Raw genomic sequence first — 14,882 nt, forward strand, 5'->3', positions numbered from 1 at the left:
AACCAGCGGCGACTCCGTCAGGCTGACCCAGGCCCTGGCAGGGAAAGGAGTAGCACAACTAAGCTAAAACACCGGACCAGAATGGCCAACCACAAACCTGTAATTGCGGGCAGATCTCATGGCCATATCCGGGCATTCATACTGGCCACCAGCGGGCAGAAAACCTGGCCGCTGGTGGGCAGAAGCTCATGGCCCTTGACATGGGTTCAAGGGGATCCTGCGAATTACTTGATCAGGATGATCGAAGCTGCCACGCCGGACTGTTTGCGCTATCAAGGGCAACTTCCTAGCTGCCCGGCAGCGCCCAGGACCGTAAGAACGGCGATCGAAGGCTCTATTGGTGCCGGTAACTGCCCGGTCGTGCCCGGGAGAGTGAGAACCGCGGAATCTGGCCACTTTTCGGGTCCGATTGTCCAAAAAGATGAGCTGACAGTCTTCAAATAGATGAGTGCACGTTCAAGAAAATTCTGCTGAAATAGATGAGTAAAAGGTGAGTCGCGGCAATTCTAGCCCTTGCGGACACTGACCTTTGAGACATAACCGCAGGTCAGGACCACATTTGGTGCCCCGGGCCGGACTCGAACCGGCGGCCAAGAGATTAGAAGGCTCCTGCTCTATCCGCTGAGCTACCGAGGCATGTCCGCCATGGACGGACCCCACTAAATTATCAGGTTTGACGCCACATCTCTGCCTCCACACCCTCTCCGTGCCGCGAACTTGTCCACAATTCGCCAAGTCCCCCTGTTGGAGTGCGCGCCGGTGGCGTTGGCTTGATCCAAGCGAGCAACTCCCAAGCACTGCGCTACTGAAAGGAAATCTCATGTCGAACTACCTCACGATCCGGGGCTTTGCCTCATCGCCCGTCGAGCTGGACACCAAGGAATCCGGCCTGGTCATTGGCAAGTTCCGGATGGGTTCCAACGACCGCGTTCTGGACCCTGCCACCAACGAATGGGGCGACGGACCCACCAACTGGTACCGCATCAACACCTTCCGCACCCTTGCCACCAACGTCGCCGCCAGCATCAAAAAGGGCGACCGCATCATCGTGACCGGCAAGCTGAAGATCAACAACTTCACCAAGCTCGACGGCACCCAAGGCATGTCCGTCGAAATCGACGCCGATTCCGTCGGCGCCGACCTGAAATTCGGCAGCTGCACCTACCACCGCAGCTCCGCCCAGCGCCCCGGTTCCCAGTCCCAGCAGGGCCAGTACGACGCCGGAGCCCCCGCCCCGGGGACCCTCGCCAATGCCGGGGTTGGCACGGCACACTCCGTGTCCGACCCGGATGGGGACGACGGGGACCCTGGTGAAGGGGACGATCAGGCAGCGGCCGCGGCTCTGGCCGAAGGCGGCAGCGCCTCGTCGGCCGGGGACACCCCGGATGCGGAGGGCGACGACGGAACCGAAGACGGCGAGACCCTTAACCAGGAAACCGGGGAACTCGTCAAGACCGGACCCCCGTTCTGAGCCGGGCCCCGGGCGGTGGCCGGCCCCCGTTCTGAGCCGGGCCGCCGGGCGGCGACCGGCGGGACGGCCCGCCGGGCGGGGACCGCCCCCGGGCCGCCGTGGCAGAATAGCGGGGTGACCACGCCTTCCCTGACGCCCCGTCGGCCGTTGACCCGCGCCGCCCGGCGGCTGAGCGCCGTCGCCGCGTCCCTGGCGATCGCAGCAACGCTCGTGGTCACCGGTTGCTCAGTGCTCCCGTCCGGCACGAGCTCGCCGGAGAAGTTGGCGGCAGGCAGCCACGATGCGGCGGCCCCCACGGCGGGTCCCACGGTGACAGCCAAAGGCGGGCAGCCGGCATCGGACGCGGCGGCCCTGGCTGAGGGCGTCAAGGCCTCCCTGACCGCGTTGGGCGCCACCACCAAACTGCCCAATCGCGGGCAGATGATGGCGGCCATGGTCGATGCGGGAGCCTCGAGGGGCAAGGTGGAGGTCTCCATCGACAGGACGCCCACCGGCCTGGCCGTGGACGCCATGGAAGCGGCCGCACCCGTGGCCAAGGAATGCGTCATCGGCCAGGTGCGCGACGGCCGGGCCTCCGTGACCATCCTGCCGATCCTCGCGTCCGGCCGCTGCTTCATTGGCGACCAGCGCTGACCTCGGCCCCGCCCTGAATGTGAGTTAACCACCCGCACCCACTAACCTATTGGGTATGGCGGAATTTATTTACACGATGTCCAACGCCCGCAAGGCTGTTGGCGAAAAACTCATTCTTGACAATGTAAGCATGTCCTTTTTCCCCGGTGCCAAGATTGGCGTCGTGGGCCCCAATGGTGCCGGCAAGTCCACCATTTTGAAGATCATGGCCGGGCTGGACACCCCCTCCAACGGCGAGGCCCGCCTCAGCGCCGGCTACTCCGTGGGCATCCTGCTCCAGGAACCGCCGCTGAACGAGGAGAAGACCGTCCTGGGCAACGTCCAGGAAGGCGTGGGCGAAATCTACGGCAAGATCCAGCGCTACAACGAGATCTCCGAGGAAATGGCCAGCCCCGACGCCGACTTCGACACCCTCCTTGAGGAAATGGGGAAGCTGCAGGAAGCGATTGACGCTGCCGACGCCTGGGACATCGACTCCCAGCTGGAGCAGGCCATGGACGCGCTGCAATGCCCCCCGGGCGACTCCGACGTCACCGTCCTCTCCGGCGGTGAGCGCCGCCGCGTTGCCCTGTGCAAGCTGCTCCTGCAGAAGCCGGACCTGCTGCTCCTCGACGAGCCCACCAACCACCTGGACGCCGAGTCCGTCAACTGGCTCGAACAGCACCTGAAGGGCTACGCCGGCGCCGTCCTGGCCGTCACCCACGACCGGTACTTTTTGGACCACGTGGCCGAATGGATCGCCGAAGTGGACCGCGGCCACCTGTACCCGTACGAGGGCAACTACTCCACCTACCTGGAGAAGAAGCGCGCCCGCCTCGAAGTCCAGGGCAAGAAGGACGCCAAGCTGGCCAAGCGCCTCGGCGAGGAACTCGACTGGGTGCGCTCCAACGCCAAGGGCCGCCAGACCAAGTCCAAGGCCCGCCTGGCCCGCTACGAGGAGATGGCCGCCGAAGCCGACCGCACGCGCAAGCTCGACTTTGAGGAAATCCAGATTCCGCCGGGTCCGCGCCTGGGCAGCGTGGTGCTGGAAGCCAAGGAGCTCCAAAAGGGCTTCGGTGACCGCGTCCTCATCGACGGGCTCTCCTTCACCCTCCCGCGCAACGGCATCGTCGGCGTGATCGGCCCGAACGGCGTCGGCAAGTCCACGCTGTTCAAGACCATCGTGGGCCTGGAACCGCTCGACGGCGGCGAACTCAAGGTGGGCGAGACCGTCAAGATCTCCTACGCCGACCAGAGCCGCGGCGGCATCGACCCGGAAAAGTCCCTGTGGGAGGTTGTCTCCGACGGCCTCGACTACATCCAGGTCGGCAACGTTGAAATGCCCTCCCGTGCCTACGTTGCAGCGTTCGGCTTCAAGGGTCCCGACCAGCAAAAGAAGGCCGGCGTGCTCTCCGGTGGTGAGCGCAACCGCCTGAACCTGGCGCTCACCCTCAAGCAGGGCGGCAACTTGCTGCTCCTCGATGAGCCCACCAACGACCTCGACGTGGAAACCCTCAGCAGCCTGGAAAACGCGCTGCTGGAGTTCCCCGGCTGCGCCGTGGTGGTCTCGCACGACCGCTGGTTCCTGGACCGGGTGTCCACGCACATCCTGGCCTACGAAGGCACCGACGAGAACCCGGCCAACTGGCACTGGTTCGAGGGCAACTTCGACTCCTACGAAGCCGACAAGGTGGCACGCCTCGGTGCGGACGCAGCCCGTCCGCACCGCGTCACCCACCGCCGACTGACGCGCGACTAGGACCCGTTCGCTCCCACAGCGCCGGTACCTGCCCAGCGAGCCTGCCAGCGTCTCACTTCGAGGCGCAGGCAGGCTCGCTTTGTCATGACAGGAGGTGTGCTCAGTCGACCACCGGCGTGCCGGCAGGAAGCCGGAGCATCCCTTCCTGCGCCACGGAGGCGACCAGTTCACCGTCGCGGTTGTAGAAGCGGCCGCGGCTCAGGCCGCGCGCGCCGGACGCGCTGGGGGACTCGGCCACGTAGAGCAGCCAGTCGTCGACGCGCAGCGGCCGGTGCCACCACATGGCGTGATCCAGGCTGGCCACGCTCATGCCCGGGGTGGCCCAGCTGAGGCCGTGCCGGCGCAGCACGGGTTCGAGCAATGTGTAGTCACTGGCGTAGGCAAGGGCGGCACGGTGCACGCTCTGGTCCGCGGGGAGGGCTCCCATCGACTTCATCCACACCGCCTGCTGTGCCACGTGCTCTCCCGGGGCCTGGAAGTAGATGTTGGGGTCCACGTGGCGGATGTCGAAGGGACGGTCGTAGGCCCAGGCCTGCGCGACTGGGTGGTCGATCGCACCCAGCACGTCGGCCGCCGTCGGCAGCGTCTCCGGGTCGGGCACGCCCTGGGGCATGGGTTCCTGGTGTTCCACGCCGTTGTCGGGCCCCTGGAAGGAGGCGATCAGGGACAGGATGGGCTTGCCGCCCTGGTAGGCGTGCGCGCGCCGTGCGGAGAACGAGCGCCCGTCCCGCAGCCGCTCCACGCCGAAGGTGATGGGCGCTGCGGCGTCTCCCGGGCGCAGGAAGTAGCCGTGCATGGAGTGGACCAGCCGGTCGGCTTCCACGGTGCGCGAGGCCGCGATGATCGACTGCGCCAGCACCTGCCCGCCAAACAGCCGGGGGCGGACCGGATTGGCCTCGCCCGGGCCCACAAAGATGTCCTCACCGGTCTGGGCGCCGCCGGCGTCGGACAGGTCGAGGATGTGGAGCAGCTGGTCCATGGGGGCGGCCCGTGGGGGCATGGCATTCATAAACGTGACTCTATGTGTCAGCCGCGCACCGGCACAAATGGCGTCCGGGCACACCGGCGCGGCACGTGCGCGAGGCGCGCCCGCACCCCGTGGGCGGCTGCGGATGCTGCGCGGACGCCACCCCACCCGGGTGACGCACGGCACCTCCGCTTGGTGGCGCCCCGCCGTTTTGACATGATGGCAATATGGCCCAGGCAATCCAGATATCCCTGCAGGTTCGCTTCGGCGACATCGATGCGTACAACCACGTCAACAATGTTGTCTATCTGCAGTACCTCGAGGACGCCCGCATCCGGCTGATCCACACCCCTTTTGCCCCTGGCCATTCGCCCGGCGGCGCCACCAGCTTCAACGACCTCATCGGCAACGAGCTGTTCACCCTGGTGGGCCGGAACGAGATCGAATACCTGGCGCCCATCGCCTTCCGCACCGAGCCCGTGTTCGTGAACATCTGGGTCACCAACGTGGGCGGTTCCAGCTTCGACTTCGGCTACACCATCACCGACGCCGACACCTCGGCCGTGTTCGCCCAGGCAGCCACCTCCATGGTCCTGGTCTCGCGCGCCACGGGCCGCCCCGTCCGCCTGACCGAACCCCAGCGCGCCGCCCTTGAAACGTGGCGCGGCGGCCCCGTGCCCTTCCGCCGCCGGCCCCCGGAGCCGCCCGCCGGCGTCGACCATCCAGCTGTACCCGCCACCGAAGGAGCGCGCTAATGCCCACCGCAACCCACACCGACGAATTCCTGCTTGCCGATCCCGGCACGGTCGCGGACCTGCGCACCTTTGTGACCCGTGCCCGCGCCGCGGACGACGGCGCCATCCGCCTTCAGGGGGCCGGTCCCGTCCTGGCCGCGTTCGTTTGCGTCATGCGCGCGAAGCTGCTGGGGGAGGGGACCCCGACGATCCTGGGGCTGCGGACCATGGCGCTGGATGCGCCGTCCGACCTTGACGTGACGGTCAGCCTGGCGTCCGTGGCCGACCGGCTGGCCCGGATGGATGCCGATGACACCTCGCTGCCGGTGCCGCCCATGACGGTCAACGAATCGTGGACCGCGGTCAGTGCGCCGCGCGGAGCTTGGGAGGAAATTGCGGCCGTTGACGCGGAAACGCTGATCAAGGCTGCGAAGGACGGCGTGCAGGAGATCGGCCAGATCATCCCCGTCAACCCCGGCGCGCTCATCGTGAACAACGCCCGCGCCGCCGTCTGGGGACGGCCCATTGCCGGGCTCGACGGCGAACTGCCCGGCGGCGCCGCCTTTGCGGCCTACGCGCTGGGCTTCGTGGCGCCGGGGGAGAACGGCGCAGTGTTCCGTTCCGGCCGCTGGCTGCGCCTGAGCACCGGCCGCGGCCACATCCTGGTCCGGCCGAAGGCCGTCCTCTAAGGTCCTGTGGTGGCCGGTCCGGGGGTCCAGCCCCGGGATCCGGCCCGTTGCGCGCGTTTCTGGGACAGGCGGCGTTTCCACCAGCCGGCGGCTCGCAAAACCGCACCATCGTGGTGCGGGACGGGGCCCGGAGCCGGAAACGCCGCCGATACGGCCCGGGACTGCAGCGAGAGCGCGGGATTCCCACGGGCCCTGTGGCTTCTCGCCTCCCGGGCGAACCGGCGCTGTCCCGGCACGTTCCGGCGCGGCGGGCTCGACCACCGGATTGGGCTATGCGCGCTGGCTGGGGTCCGACGGCGCGTTGACCAGGGAGGCCGCCGCGCGTTCCAGGTAGTCCCACAGCGTGGCCTCGTGCAGGGTCGAGAGCTCCACGGCGTCGACGCCTTTGCGCATGGCGGCGAGCCAGCGGTCGCGGGCTTCCGGCGTGACGGCAAACGGCACGTGGCGCATGCGCAGGCGGGGGTGTCCACGCTCCTCGAGGTAGGTGCGCGGGCCACCCCAGTACTGCTCCATGAACATCAGCATGCGGCGCTCGGCCGGGCCCAGGTCCTCCTCGGCATACATTGCGCGCAGCAGCGGATCGGCGGCGATGCCCTCGTAGAACACGTGGATCATCTTCTCAAACGTGGCGTGCCCGCCGATCTGGCCGTAGAAGGTGTCGGCGTAGGCGGACTCCCCGGCGGGATCGGACACGCCGGCCGGCGCGGCCTGTTCCGGGGCCGCCGGGGGCGTGTGTTCGTCGGCGCCGCCCTCCGCGGCGTCGTTCGCGGCGGGGCCGTCGGCGAAGGGGGAGAGCTGGTTGTGCTGGGCGGTCATGGCTTTTGGGACGCTTTCTATTCTGCGGATTCGTGCGGTTCGGCGGTGAGGGGCGTGCCCGTCCCGGGAGCGGACGACGCCGTTCCTTGGCCTGGCGCCAGAGGCGCCCCCGGCGTGGTACCCGCCGGGGCCGTCGGCGCGGTACCCGCCGGGGCCGCGGGCGTGGTGCCCGCCGGCGCCCCCGGCGCGGAGGAAGGTGCCGCTGGAAGGGGGGAGCCCGGCGTCGGGCCCGGCTCCTCCGGCGAAACATAATTGCCCTTGGTGCGGTTGCCCAGGCGCAGGATCTCGCCGTTGCGCAGGTACCAGAGCGTGCCGTCCTCGCCCAGGACCCGGGTGATGCGCAGGCCCACGTACTCGACCTGGCCGATGACCTCGCTGGTCTGGATGACGTCGCCGATCCCGTACTGGTCCTCGAGGGTGATGAAAATGCCGGCCAGGAAGTCGCGGATCAATTGCTGGCTGCCGAAGCCGATGGCGATGCCCACCACGCCCACGCTGGCCAGCAGGGGCCCGATGTTCACCTGGAACGCCATCAACAGGTAGAACCCGCCGATGACAACCACTATCACTGTCAGCAGCGAGTTCAGCAGTGTGCCGATGGTGCGGGCCCGCTGGACACGCCGTTCGTTGTCCAGGGCGCGCATCATGGGGTCGAGGTTGCGGAAGACGGGCTTGACCCAGCCAAAGGTGCGCTGGTGCCAGGTACCCTTCCCGATGTGGGTGACGACGGACTTGATCAGGTAGTGCGCAATCAGCCAGAAGATCAGCGATATGCCCACTGCCAGCCCGGCGTGCAAAAGGTTGTCCAGGAATGAGTTGCCGGCGGCTTCAATGGTGTTCAAGGGCAAGGGCTTATCACCTGACATCTTCGGGGGTTGGGAAACGGGCTTTGTTCCAGCCTAGCGCCCGAGACTGGCAGTTCCCTTCCGGGCACATCCGGGCATCCACGTCCGCCGGCTCAGTCCTGTGTGGGCGCCGCCAGGCCGGGCTCGTGGTGGACCGGGAAGTTCACGCTGCGGGCTATGAAGCATTTCCGGTTCGCCTCGGCATGCAGCGAAAGCGCCAGTCCTTCCGTGGCGGGACCGGCCACGGCAATCCTCGGGTGCAGCGTCACCGAGGTGAACTGCCCGCTGCCGTCCGGGTTCAGCACCATGGTGCCGGTGGCCGTGTCCTCGTACCGGGTCACCACCACGCCGTGCATGACCGCAACATGCAGGTAGGAGAGCATGTGGCACTGGGACAGGGCCGTGACGAGCAGCAGTTCCGGGTTCCAGCGCTCCCGGTCGCCGTGGAACGTCCTGTCCGCCGACCCCAGCAGCGTGGGCAGGCCAACGGCCGTGACGCTGTGGTCACGGCCGTAGGCCTTGTAGCCGGACGTCCCGGTGCCCCGGTTGCCCGTCCAAAATACGTTGATTTCGTAGTGGTGTTCGTTCGGTTCCATGCTGCCCAGCCTAGCGGCGCCCCGTGCGGATGCTAGAGGAACAGCCTCAGTGCCGCCGTGTAGCCGTTGAGATAGCCGGCCGCTGTCGGATGGAAGACGAAGGGGTTCGCGTCGCCCGGACCCACAATCCACTGTGAGGCGGACGGTATGCCGTGTCCGGCAAACGCCCATGACACGGGGACGAACCTGGCGCCGTTGGTCAGCGCCGTCCAGGCAATGGTGCCATTGAGCAGCTCGGCCGCGCCGTTCATGGTCTTGGCGGCCGCGACCTGCGCTGCCGGGTAGCCCAGCGCGGCCATGTTGGCCGGTTCAAACAGCTCCGGATAGCCCAGGAAGGCGATTTTGGCCCGTGGGGCCTTTGCCTTGACAGCCCTGATCAGTGATTTGAGCTGGGCCGGCAGCTTCGTCAATTTCTCCAGCGAGGCCTGCAAAGCCGCCGTGCAGGTGCTGCTTTGCGGCGCCGCCACACAGGCCGCGGACACATCGCCCGTCCCAATATCGTTGCCGCCCACGGTCAGCGTGATGAGGCGCGTCGTGGCGGGGATCAACGGCACCTGCAGCGCCTGGACCTGCGCCGCGGTGGCGCCGTAGCAGGCCAGGTTCACCATGGCCTGGTGCGTGGCCGCCGCGTAGTCGTTGCCATAGCCGTTGGGGCTTTGCAGGCACGGCAGGGACTCGGCCCCGCCACCCGTGCCGGCGGAATATGAGTCGCCCAGCACGGTATACGTGACCGGCGGTGCGGACTGGGCTGTGGCCGGGGCTCCGGCGATGCCTGCAATGAGCCCCAGGCTCATCAAAGCCGCCACGCCTGTGCGTGCGGCGAAAATCCTCAGTCGATGTAGGTACATGCCCTGAAGCTACGCCCAAATCACGCCGCACGGCTATACTTTGGGGCACGATTGTGAAGCTGTTTCCCGCCCATTGCCGCGCCGGTGGCAGCGTGAGGAAACACTGGCAAAAACGGTTCCCGGAAACGTTGAGGGGGCACACCCCGTGCCGGCGGTGTGCCCCCTCAACGATGCGGGTCAGGAACGACGGGGGTCAGGCGTCCGCGGCCTGCGCCTTCAGCGCCCGCACCACGCCGTCACGGCTCTCCACCACGAGGCGGCGCAGGGCCGGGACCTCGGAACCCAGCCCGGCAAGGAACGCGTCCGTGGCGTCCACCGTGGACTGCGCCACGAGCTGCGAGGGGTACAGCCCGGTGATGATGGTGGACGCGGTCTCGTACGACTTCTCCGCCCACACGCCCCGGATCGCGGCAAAGTACTTCTCCACGTACGGCTGCAGCAGGGAGGTGTCCCACACCCGCCCGAAGCCCGTGATGGCGGCACGCTGCACGGCGTTGGCGCCTTCCCCGCGCACGACGACGGACTCCCACGTCCCAGCCTTGCCTTCCGGCGTCGGGATGGCCGCGCGGGCGGTGGCCGCCGCGAGCTGGCCGTTCTGGGTGTTGTCCCGCGCCAGCTCGGCGTCGATGTTGCCCTGGGCCGCGCGCGCCCCGGCCACGAGGGAGGTCAGCAGTTCCCAGCGCAGGTCCGTATCGATCTCCAGGCCGGCCAGCGACTCGGTTCCCTCGAGCAGTTCCTGGACGGTGTCCAGCTGGACGTCCGTCTGGGCGTGCAGGGCGAAGGCCTTCACAAATTGCAGCTGCGCGTCGGAGCCGGCCGCCGCATCCCGGGCCAGGGTCCAGAGCGTGTCCGCGGCGGCCACGGCGGTTTCGTGCTGGTGCTCCGGCGCCACATAGAAGTGCAGGGCCGTGGCCAGCTGGCGCAGCAGCACCGTGACGGCGGTGGAGCCGCTCTCATGGCCGATGCTGGCCAGCACCAGTTCAACGTACTCGCGGGCGGGGGTCTCGCCGTCGCGTGCGGCATCCCACGCGGAGGCGGCAACCAGCGTGCGCGGCAGCGAGTCCTTGAAGTCCTTCAGGTGCTCCTTGGCCGTGGCCAGGGACTCCGGATCGAGGCGGATCTTGGCGTAGGCGAGGTCGTCGTCGTTCACCAGGACCAGCGCGGGGCGCGCCAGGCCCACCAGTTCGGAGACGGGCGTCACGGCGCCGTCCACGTCCAGCTCCACGCGATGCGTGCGGACCAGCCTGCCCGCATCCGCTCCGGACGCGGCGAAGTTGTAGAAGCCCACGGCCGCGCGGTGGGGGCGCAGCACGGGGTGTCCGGGGGCGGCGGACTGGAGGATCGAGAATGAGGTGATGGCGCCGTCGTCGTCCACTTCGATGGCGGGCTTGAAGGTGTTCACGCCGGCCGTCTCCAGCCACTTCCCGGTCCAGGCGGAGAGGTCGCGGCCGCTGGCGGCTTCCAGTTCCACCATGAGGTCCGCCAGCTCGGTGTTGGACCAGGCGTGCTTGGCAAAGTACGCGCGCAGGCCGGCCATGAACTTTTCCTGCCCCACCCAGGCGACGAGCTGGCGCAGCACCGAGGCGCCCTTGGCGTAGGTGATGCCGTCAAAGTTGACCAGCACGTCCTCCAGGTCGGTGATCTCGGCCTTGATCGGGTGCGTGGACGGCAGCTGGTCCTGGCGGTAGGCCCACCCTTTCTCCATCGAGGAGAACGAGGTCCAGGCGTCAGCGTACCCCGCGTTTTCAGCGGCGGCCAGGGTGGACATGAACTCGGCGAAGGACTCGTTGAGCCACAGGTCGTTCCACCAGCGCATGGTGACCAGGTCGCCAAACCACATGTGGGCGAGCTCGTGCAGGATGGTGATGGCGCGCCGTTCCACCGTGGCGTCGGTGACCTTGGAGCGGAACACGTAGCTTTCCAGGAACGTCACGGCGCCGGCGTTTTCCATCGCCCCGGCGTTGAACTCGGGAACGAACAGCTGGTCGTACTTCGGGAACGGGTAGGGGGTGCCGAACTGCTCTTCGTAGAACTCAAAGCCCCGGCGGGTCAGCTCAAAGACGTTGTCCGCGTCCATGAACTCCATGAGCGACTTCCGCGCAAACACGCCCAGCGGGATGGTGCGCCCGTCCGAGCTGGTCAGTTCGCTGCGCACGGACTGGTACGGGCCGGCGATCAGCGCGGTGACGTAGCTGGACATCGTCAGGGTGGGCTCGAAGTGCCAAGTGGACTTGCCCTCGCCGGCCGGGACGGGTTCCGGCGTGGGGGAGTTGGAGATGACGTCCCAGTGGTCCGGCGCGGTCACATGGAAGGTAAAAACGGCCTTCTGGTCCGGCTGCTCGAACACGGCAAACATGCGGCGGCTGTCCGGGACCTCGAACTGGCTGTAAAGATAGACCTCGTTGTCCACCGGGTCCACAAACCTGTGCAGGCCCTCGCCCGTGTTCATGAACAGCGCGTCCGCCTCGACGGTGAGCACGTTCTCCGCGGCGAGCCCGGGCAGTTGGATGCGGACTCCGTCGGACACCACTTTGGGGTCAAGTTCCACGCCGTTCAAGGTGACCCGGTGCACCTTGTCCGTCACCGCGTCAATGAACGACGACGAGCCCTCCTTCGCGCTGAACCTCACCGTGGTGGTGGACGGGAACGTCTCGGCGGACCGTGTCAGGTCCAGGGTCACGTCGTAGTCCTTGACGGTCAGGGTGGCGGTGCGCTCGATCGCTTCGGCGCGGGTCAGGTTCAAGCCAGGCAAGGTGATGCCTTCCGTTCGGTGTCGGGTGGACAGTGCCGGCTCGGCGCCGGCGGCATGCATTCAGTCTGTCACTTTACGGGCTGCCTTGTGAGTGCCGCCACGGCGCCCCGCCCATGATGCGGGCCGCGGGCCGGCGGGCAGGCAGGATGGTGCGGGTGCGCGGCCCGTATGGAAAAGTAGGCACCATGGATGCACCCGCGGCGGAGAACGGCAACGGGCGCCACGTTGACGCGAGGGCGCTGCGCTTTGCCATCCTCTTTCCCGTGCTGCTGTGCCTGGGCCTGACGGGAGGCGCCCTGCTGCTGGCCGGGTCGCTGCCGGGCGGGGCCGAGCTGCCCACCGGCGGCGGGCCCCTCCCGCTGCCCGTCTTCATGGCCGTGGCCGTCGGGGCCACCCTGCTCCTTGGGGCGGGGATCGGATCCTTCGGGGCACAGACCAGGCTGCCGCGCAACCTGCGCCGCCTGCTGCTGGGTGCAGCCATGGCGCTGCAGCTGGGCTCCGTCACCATATTTTCCGCCGCCCTGCTGGGCCAGTCCGGTGCCGGCGGGGCCGCCCCGCAGCGGCTGGACGGCTACGTGGCGCTGATGGGCAGCGGGCTCGCCGCGTCCATGGGATTGATCCTGGCCCTGACATTCAAGCCCGACGAGCAGTGGACCGGGTCCGACGACGACGCCCTCGCCGACATGCTCGAGCTGGAGGCGGACCCCACCGCCGCCAACGACCGCCTGGCCTATGCCATCCACCCCCGCAGCTCCGTCATCATCATGATCCTGCTGGCCGGCCTCCTGCCCGGCGCCGTCCTGACAGTGGTCAGCGCGTGGTTCCTGGCGGCATTCGGGGCGGCCGCGTTGCTGGCCGTCGGAACCCTCTGTGCCACCGTTCAGGTGGACCGCAGCAGCCTGGCCGTCAAGATGGCGGGGCTCGTTCCCGTCATCGTCCTGGCCTGCTCCGAGGTGGAGGCCGCGGTCTCCCTCGACATCAAGGCGCGCGACTACGGCGGCTGGGGCCTGCGAAAGCACCGCGGCACGGAAAGCTTCCTGGCCTACTCGGGGGCCGCCGTCGTGCTGCGGAACGTCAGGGGCAGGGCGGTGCTCAGCGCCCCCAACCTGGACACGGCGGACGACCTCGCCGCGATCCTCAACCGCCGTGCAGGCAAGCTGCCCGGTCAGCACTGAGGCGCCGGTTTCGGTAGTCTGGAAGCGACTGCACCCCACCAAGCCTGAAGGACCACCCATGCGCGTTCACATCGCCACCGACCACGCCGGCATGGAGCTCAGCTCCCACCTCATCACCGAACTGTCCGCGAAGGGCTACGAGATGGTGGACCACGGACCCAAGGCCTACGACGCCGAGGACGACTACCCCTCCTTCTGCATCAACGCCGCCCTCGCCGTGGTGGCCGACCAGGCCGCCGGCGTGGACGCGCTGGGCATTGTGCTGGGCGGCTCGGGCAACGGCGAGCAAATTGCGGCGAACAAGGTCAAGGGCGTGCGTGCGGCCCTGGCCTGGAACCATTCCACCGCCACCCTGGCCCGCGAGCACAACGACGCCAACGTGGTGGCCGTGGGCGGGCGCCAGCACACCGTTGAGGAGGCCACCGCGATCATCGAGGCGTTCCTCACCGAGCCGTTCAGCCACGCCGAACGCCACGTGCGCCGCATCGGCAAGATCGCCGCATACGAGGCCACGGGCGAGGTGGTCGGCTAGGCGTGCCTGAGGGGCATTCGATCCACCGGCTGGCCCGTCAGTTCAACGACGTGTTTGGCGGGGCCGCCCTGGCCGTGACCAGTCCGCAGGGGAAGTTCGACGCCGGCGCGGCCCGGGTTGACGGGCAGGTGCTGGAACTCGCCGAGGCCCACGGGAAGCAGTTGTTCCTGTTTTTCTCGCACGAGCTGGCCATGCGGGTTCATCTGGGCCTCTACGGCGCCTGGGACTTTGGCGGCGACTCGACGTTCACCGGGGCGTCCAGCATTGGCGCGCCCCGGCGGATTGGCGAGCGGGAGCTTGCGCCCGAGGTCGGGGACTACAACGGCCCGCCCGAACCCGTCGGGGCGGTCCGGGCCCGGCTGGTCTCGGCCCACGGGTGGGCCGACCTCCGCGGCCCGGCGGCCTGCGAGGTGCTGACGCTGGCCGAGGCGTCCGCCGTGCGGTCCAGGCTGGGCCCGGACCCCCTGCTCAACCGGTCCGGCGGCCGGGAGGAATTTGTCCGGCGCATCCGCAAGAGTTCCACCTCCATTGCGCTGCAGCTGATGAAGCAGGATGTCCTGGCCGGCGTGGGCAATGTGTACCGCGCCGAGGTGCTCTTCCGGTGCAGGCTGGACCCTCAGCTGCCCGGCACCTCCCTTCAGCGCGGGGAAGCGGAGGCGTTGTGGGATGAGATCACGCTCGTGATGGCCGACGGCGTCCTCGACGGCCGCATCATCACCACCGAACTGGCGGACCGTCCCTCCGGCATGGGCGCCCAGGTGGGCCACGCCCTTGCCGCCGCCGGGAGGTGGGAGGACCGGCGCGGTTCCGGGGCTGTTGCCGGCCCGGCCGCGGCGGAGGGCGGGGGAGAGGCGGAACGGATGGGTCCGGCGTCGGCCGTTAACAGGGACGTTCCGGCGCAGGACGCCCATTACGTCTATAAGCGCAACGGCCAGCCGTGCCGGCGCTGCGGGACGATGGTGGCCATGACGGAGCTCGGCGGCCGCAAGCTCTACTGGTGCCCTGGGTGCCAGTGCTCTTAAACAGAATCCGCTCCCTTGCCCCATTTTCGCGCCCGGTGGACCGGTGGCGGAAACGGGGAACGGG

At 68.2% G+C, this 14,882-nt stretch carries 14 protein-coding genes and 1 tRNA gene; 8 read left to right on the forward strand and 7 right to left on the reverse strand.

From position 1 onward, the window contains the following. Window positions 1-560 precede the first annotated feature (560 nt). Window positions 561-636, reverse strand: a tRNA-Arg gene (locus G6034_RS06060). 184 nt (window positions 637-820) lie between these two features. Here G6034_RS06060 and G6034_RS06065 point away from each other — a divergent pair. The 3 genes from G6034_RS06065 to ettA all read left to right on the forward strand — a co-directional run bounded on the left by G6034_RS06065 (window position 821) and on the right by ettA (window position 3,842). Continuing rightward, entirely contained in the window at window positions 821-1,471 is a 651-nt protein-coding gene (locus G6034_RS06065; RefSeq protein WP_176634219.1) for a single-stranded DNA-binding protein, read from the forward strand. 114 nt (window positions 1,472-1,585) lie between these two features. Next, a complete protein-coding gene (locus G6034_RS19740) occupies window positions 1,586-2,104 on the forward strand; it encodes a DUF6993 domain-containing protein (protein WP_246295350.1) in 519 nt (172 codons plus the stop codon). 55 nt (window positions 2,105-2,159) lie between these two features. Further along, the gene (gene ettA, locus G6034_RS06075; RefSeq protein ID WP_176634220.1) at window positions 2,160-3,842 is read left to right on the forward strand and encodes an energy-dependent translational throttle protein EttA; all 1,683 of its coding nucleotides are present in this window, start codon (window positions 2,160-2,162) and stop codon (window positions 3,840-3,842) included. A gap of 100 nt (window positions 3,843-3,942) precedes the next feature. Here the strand turns inward: ettA and G6034_RS06080 are convergent, their stop codons facing one another. Beyond that, complete coding sequence (locus G6034_RS06080; protein ID WP_176634221.1) at window positions 3,943-4,851, reverse strand: acyl-CoA thioesterase; 909 nt, start codon at window positions 4,849-4,851, stop codon at window positions 3,943-3,945. Between the two features lie 185 nt (window positions 4,852-5,036). Between G6034_RS06080 and G6034_RS06085 the strand changes: the two genes are divergently transcribed. Together G6034_RS06085 and G6034_RS06090 are read left to right on the forward strand one after the other, a co-directional pair. Next, window positions 5,037-5,564 carry an acyl-CoA thioesterase gene (locus G6034_RS06085; RefSeq protein WP_176634222.1) on the forward strand — a complete coding sequence of 176 codons (528 nt, stop codon included), beginning with the start codon at window positions 5,037-5,039 and terminating at the stop codon, window positions 5,562-5,564. Beyond that, window positions 5,564-6,232: a DUF8185 domain-containing protein gene (locus G6034_RS06090; protein WP_176634223.1), complete on the forward strand. Its 669-nt coding sequence runs from the start codon at window positions 5,564-5,566 to the stop codon at window positions 6,230-6,232. The genes G6034_RS06085 and G6034_RS06090 overlap by 1 nt, the downstream gene beginning before the upstream one ends. 270 nt (window positions 6,233-6,502) lie before the next feature. Here the strand turns inward: G6034_RS06090 and G6034_RS20090 are convergent, their stop codons facing one another. The 5 genes from G6034_RS20090 to pepN form a co-directional block, all read right to left on the reverse strand. Then, entirely contained in the window at window positions 6,503-7,048 is a 546-nt protein-coding gene (locus G6034_RS20090; RefSeq protein ID WP_176634224.1) for a globin, read from the reverse strand. A gap of 17 nt (window positions 7,049-7,065) precedes the next feature. Continuing rightward, window positions 7,066-7,890, reverse strand: a complete 825-nt coding sequence (locus tag G6034_RS06100; RefSeq protein WP_343037953.1) for a mechanosensitive ion channel family protein — start codon at window positions 7,888-7,890, stop codon at window positions 7,066-7,068. Window positions 7,891-8,006: 116 nt separating this feature from the next. Next, window positions 8,007-8,489 carry an OsmC family protein gene (locus tag G6034_RS06105; protein WP_176634226.1) on the reverse strand — a complete coding sequence of 161 codons (483 nt, stop codon included), beginning with the start codon at window positions 8,487-8,489 and terminating at the stop codon, window positions 8,007-8,009. A gap of 32 nt (window positions 8,490-8,521) precedes the next feature. Further along, the gene (locus G6034_RS06110) at window positions 8,522-9,337 is read right to left on the reverse strand and encodes an SGNH/GDSL hydrolase family protein (protein ID WP_176634227.1); all 816 of its coding nucleotides are present in this window, start codon (window positions 9,335-9,337) and stop codon (window positions 8,522-8,524) included. A gap of 193 nt (window positions 9,338-9,530) precedes the next feature. Further along, window positions 9,531-12,089 (reverse strand): aminopeptidase N, encoded by a 2,559-nt coding sequence (pepN, locus tag G6034_RS06115; RefSeq protein ID WP_246295351.1) that lies wholly within the window; start codon window positions 12,087-12,089, stop codon window positions 9,531-9,533. Window positions 12,090-12,274: 185 nt separating this feature from the next. On the opposite strand from pepN, the gene G6034_RS06120 reads away from it, so the two are divergent. The 3 genes from G6034_RS06120 to G6034_RS06130 are packed head-to-tail and all read left to right on the forward strand — an operon-like array spanning window position 12,275 to window position 14,818. After that, a complete protein-coding gene (locus tag G6034_RS06120; RefSeq protein WP_176634229.1) occupies window positions 12,275-13,264 on the forward strand; it encodes a hypothetical protein in 990 nt (329 codons plus the stop codon). A gap of 58 nt (window positions 13,265-13,322) precedes the next feature. Further along, window positions 13,323-13,796, forward strand: a complete 474-nt coding sequence (locus G6034_RS06125; RefSeq protein WP_176634230.1) for a ribose-5-phosphate isomerase — start codon at window positions 13,323-13,325, stop codon at window positions 13,794-13,796. A gap of 2 nt (window positions 13,797-13,798) precedes the next feature. Next, a complete protein-coding gene (locus G6034_RS06130) occupies window positions 13,799-14,818 on the forward strand; it encodes a zinc finger domain-containing protein (protein WP_176634231.1) in 1,020 nt (339 codons plus the stop codon). Window positions 14,819-14,882 lie beyond the last annotated feature (64 nt).

The sequence above is a fragment of the Arthrobacter wenxiniae genome, from assembly GCF_013376105.1.
Lineage (GTDB): Bacteria > Actinomycetota > Actinomycetes > Actinomycetales > Micrococcaceae > Specibacter > Specibacter wenxiniae.

Coding starts and splice junctions, on each gene's coding strand:
- G6034_RS06090 (WP_176634223.1), top strand. CDS start 5,564: ATGCCCACCGCAACCCACACCGACGAATTCCTGCTTGCCGATCCCGGC.
- G6034_RS06065 (WP_176634219.1), top strand. CDS start 821: ATGTCGAACTACCTCACGATCCGGGGCTTTGCCTCATCGCCCGTCGAG.
- ettA (WP_176634220.1), top strand. CDS start 2,160: ATGGCGGAATTTATTTACACGATGTCCAACGCCCGCAAGGCTGTTGGC.
- G6034_RS06080 (WP_176634221.1), bottom strand. CDS start 4,851: ATGAATGCCATGCCCCCACGGGCCGCCCCCATGGACCAGCTGCTCCAC.
- G6034_RS06085 (WP_176634222.1), top strand. CDS start 5,037: ATGGCCCAGGCAATCCAGATATCCCTGCAGGTTCGCTTCGGCGACATC.
- G6034_RS20090 (WP_176634224.1), bottom strand. CDS start 7,048: ATGACCGCCCAGCACAACCAGCTCTCCCCCTTCGCCGACGGCCCCGCC.
- G6034_RS06125 (WP_176634230.1), top strand. CDS start 13,323: ATGCGCGTTCACATCGCCACCGACCACGCCGGCATGGAGCTCAGCTCC.
- G6034_RS06120 (WP_176634229.1), top strand. CDS start 12,275: ATGGATGCACCCGCGGCGGAGAACGGCAACGGGCGCCACGTTGACGCG.
- G6034_RS06105 (WP_176634226.1), bottom strand. CDS start 8,489: ATGGAACCGAACGAACACCACTACGAAATCAACGTATTTTGGACGGGC.
- G6034_RS06110 (WP_176634227.1), bottom strand. CDS start 9,337: ATGTACCTACATCGACTGAGGATTTTCGCCGCACGCACAGGCGTGGCG.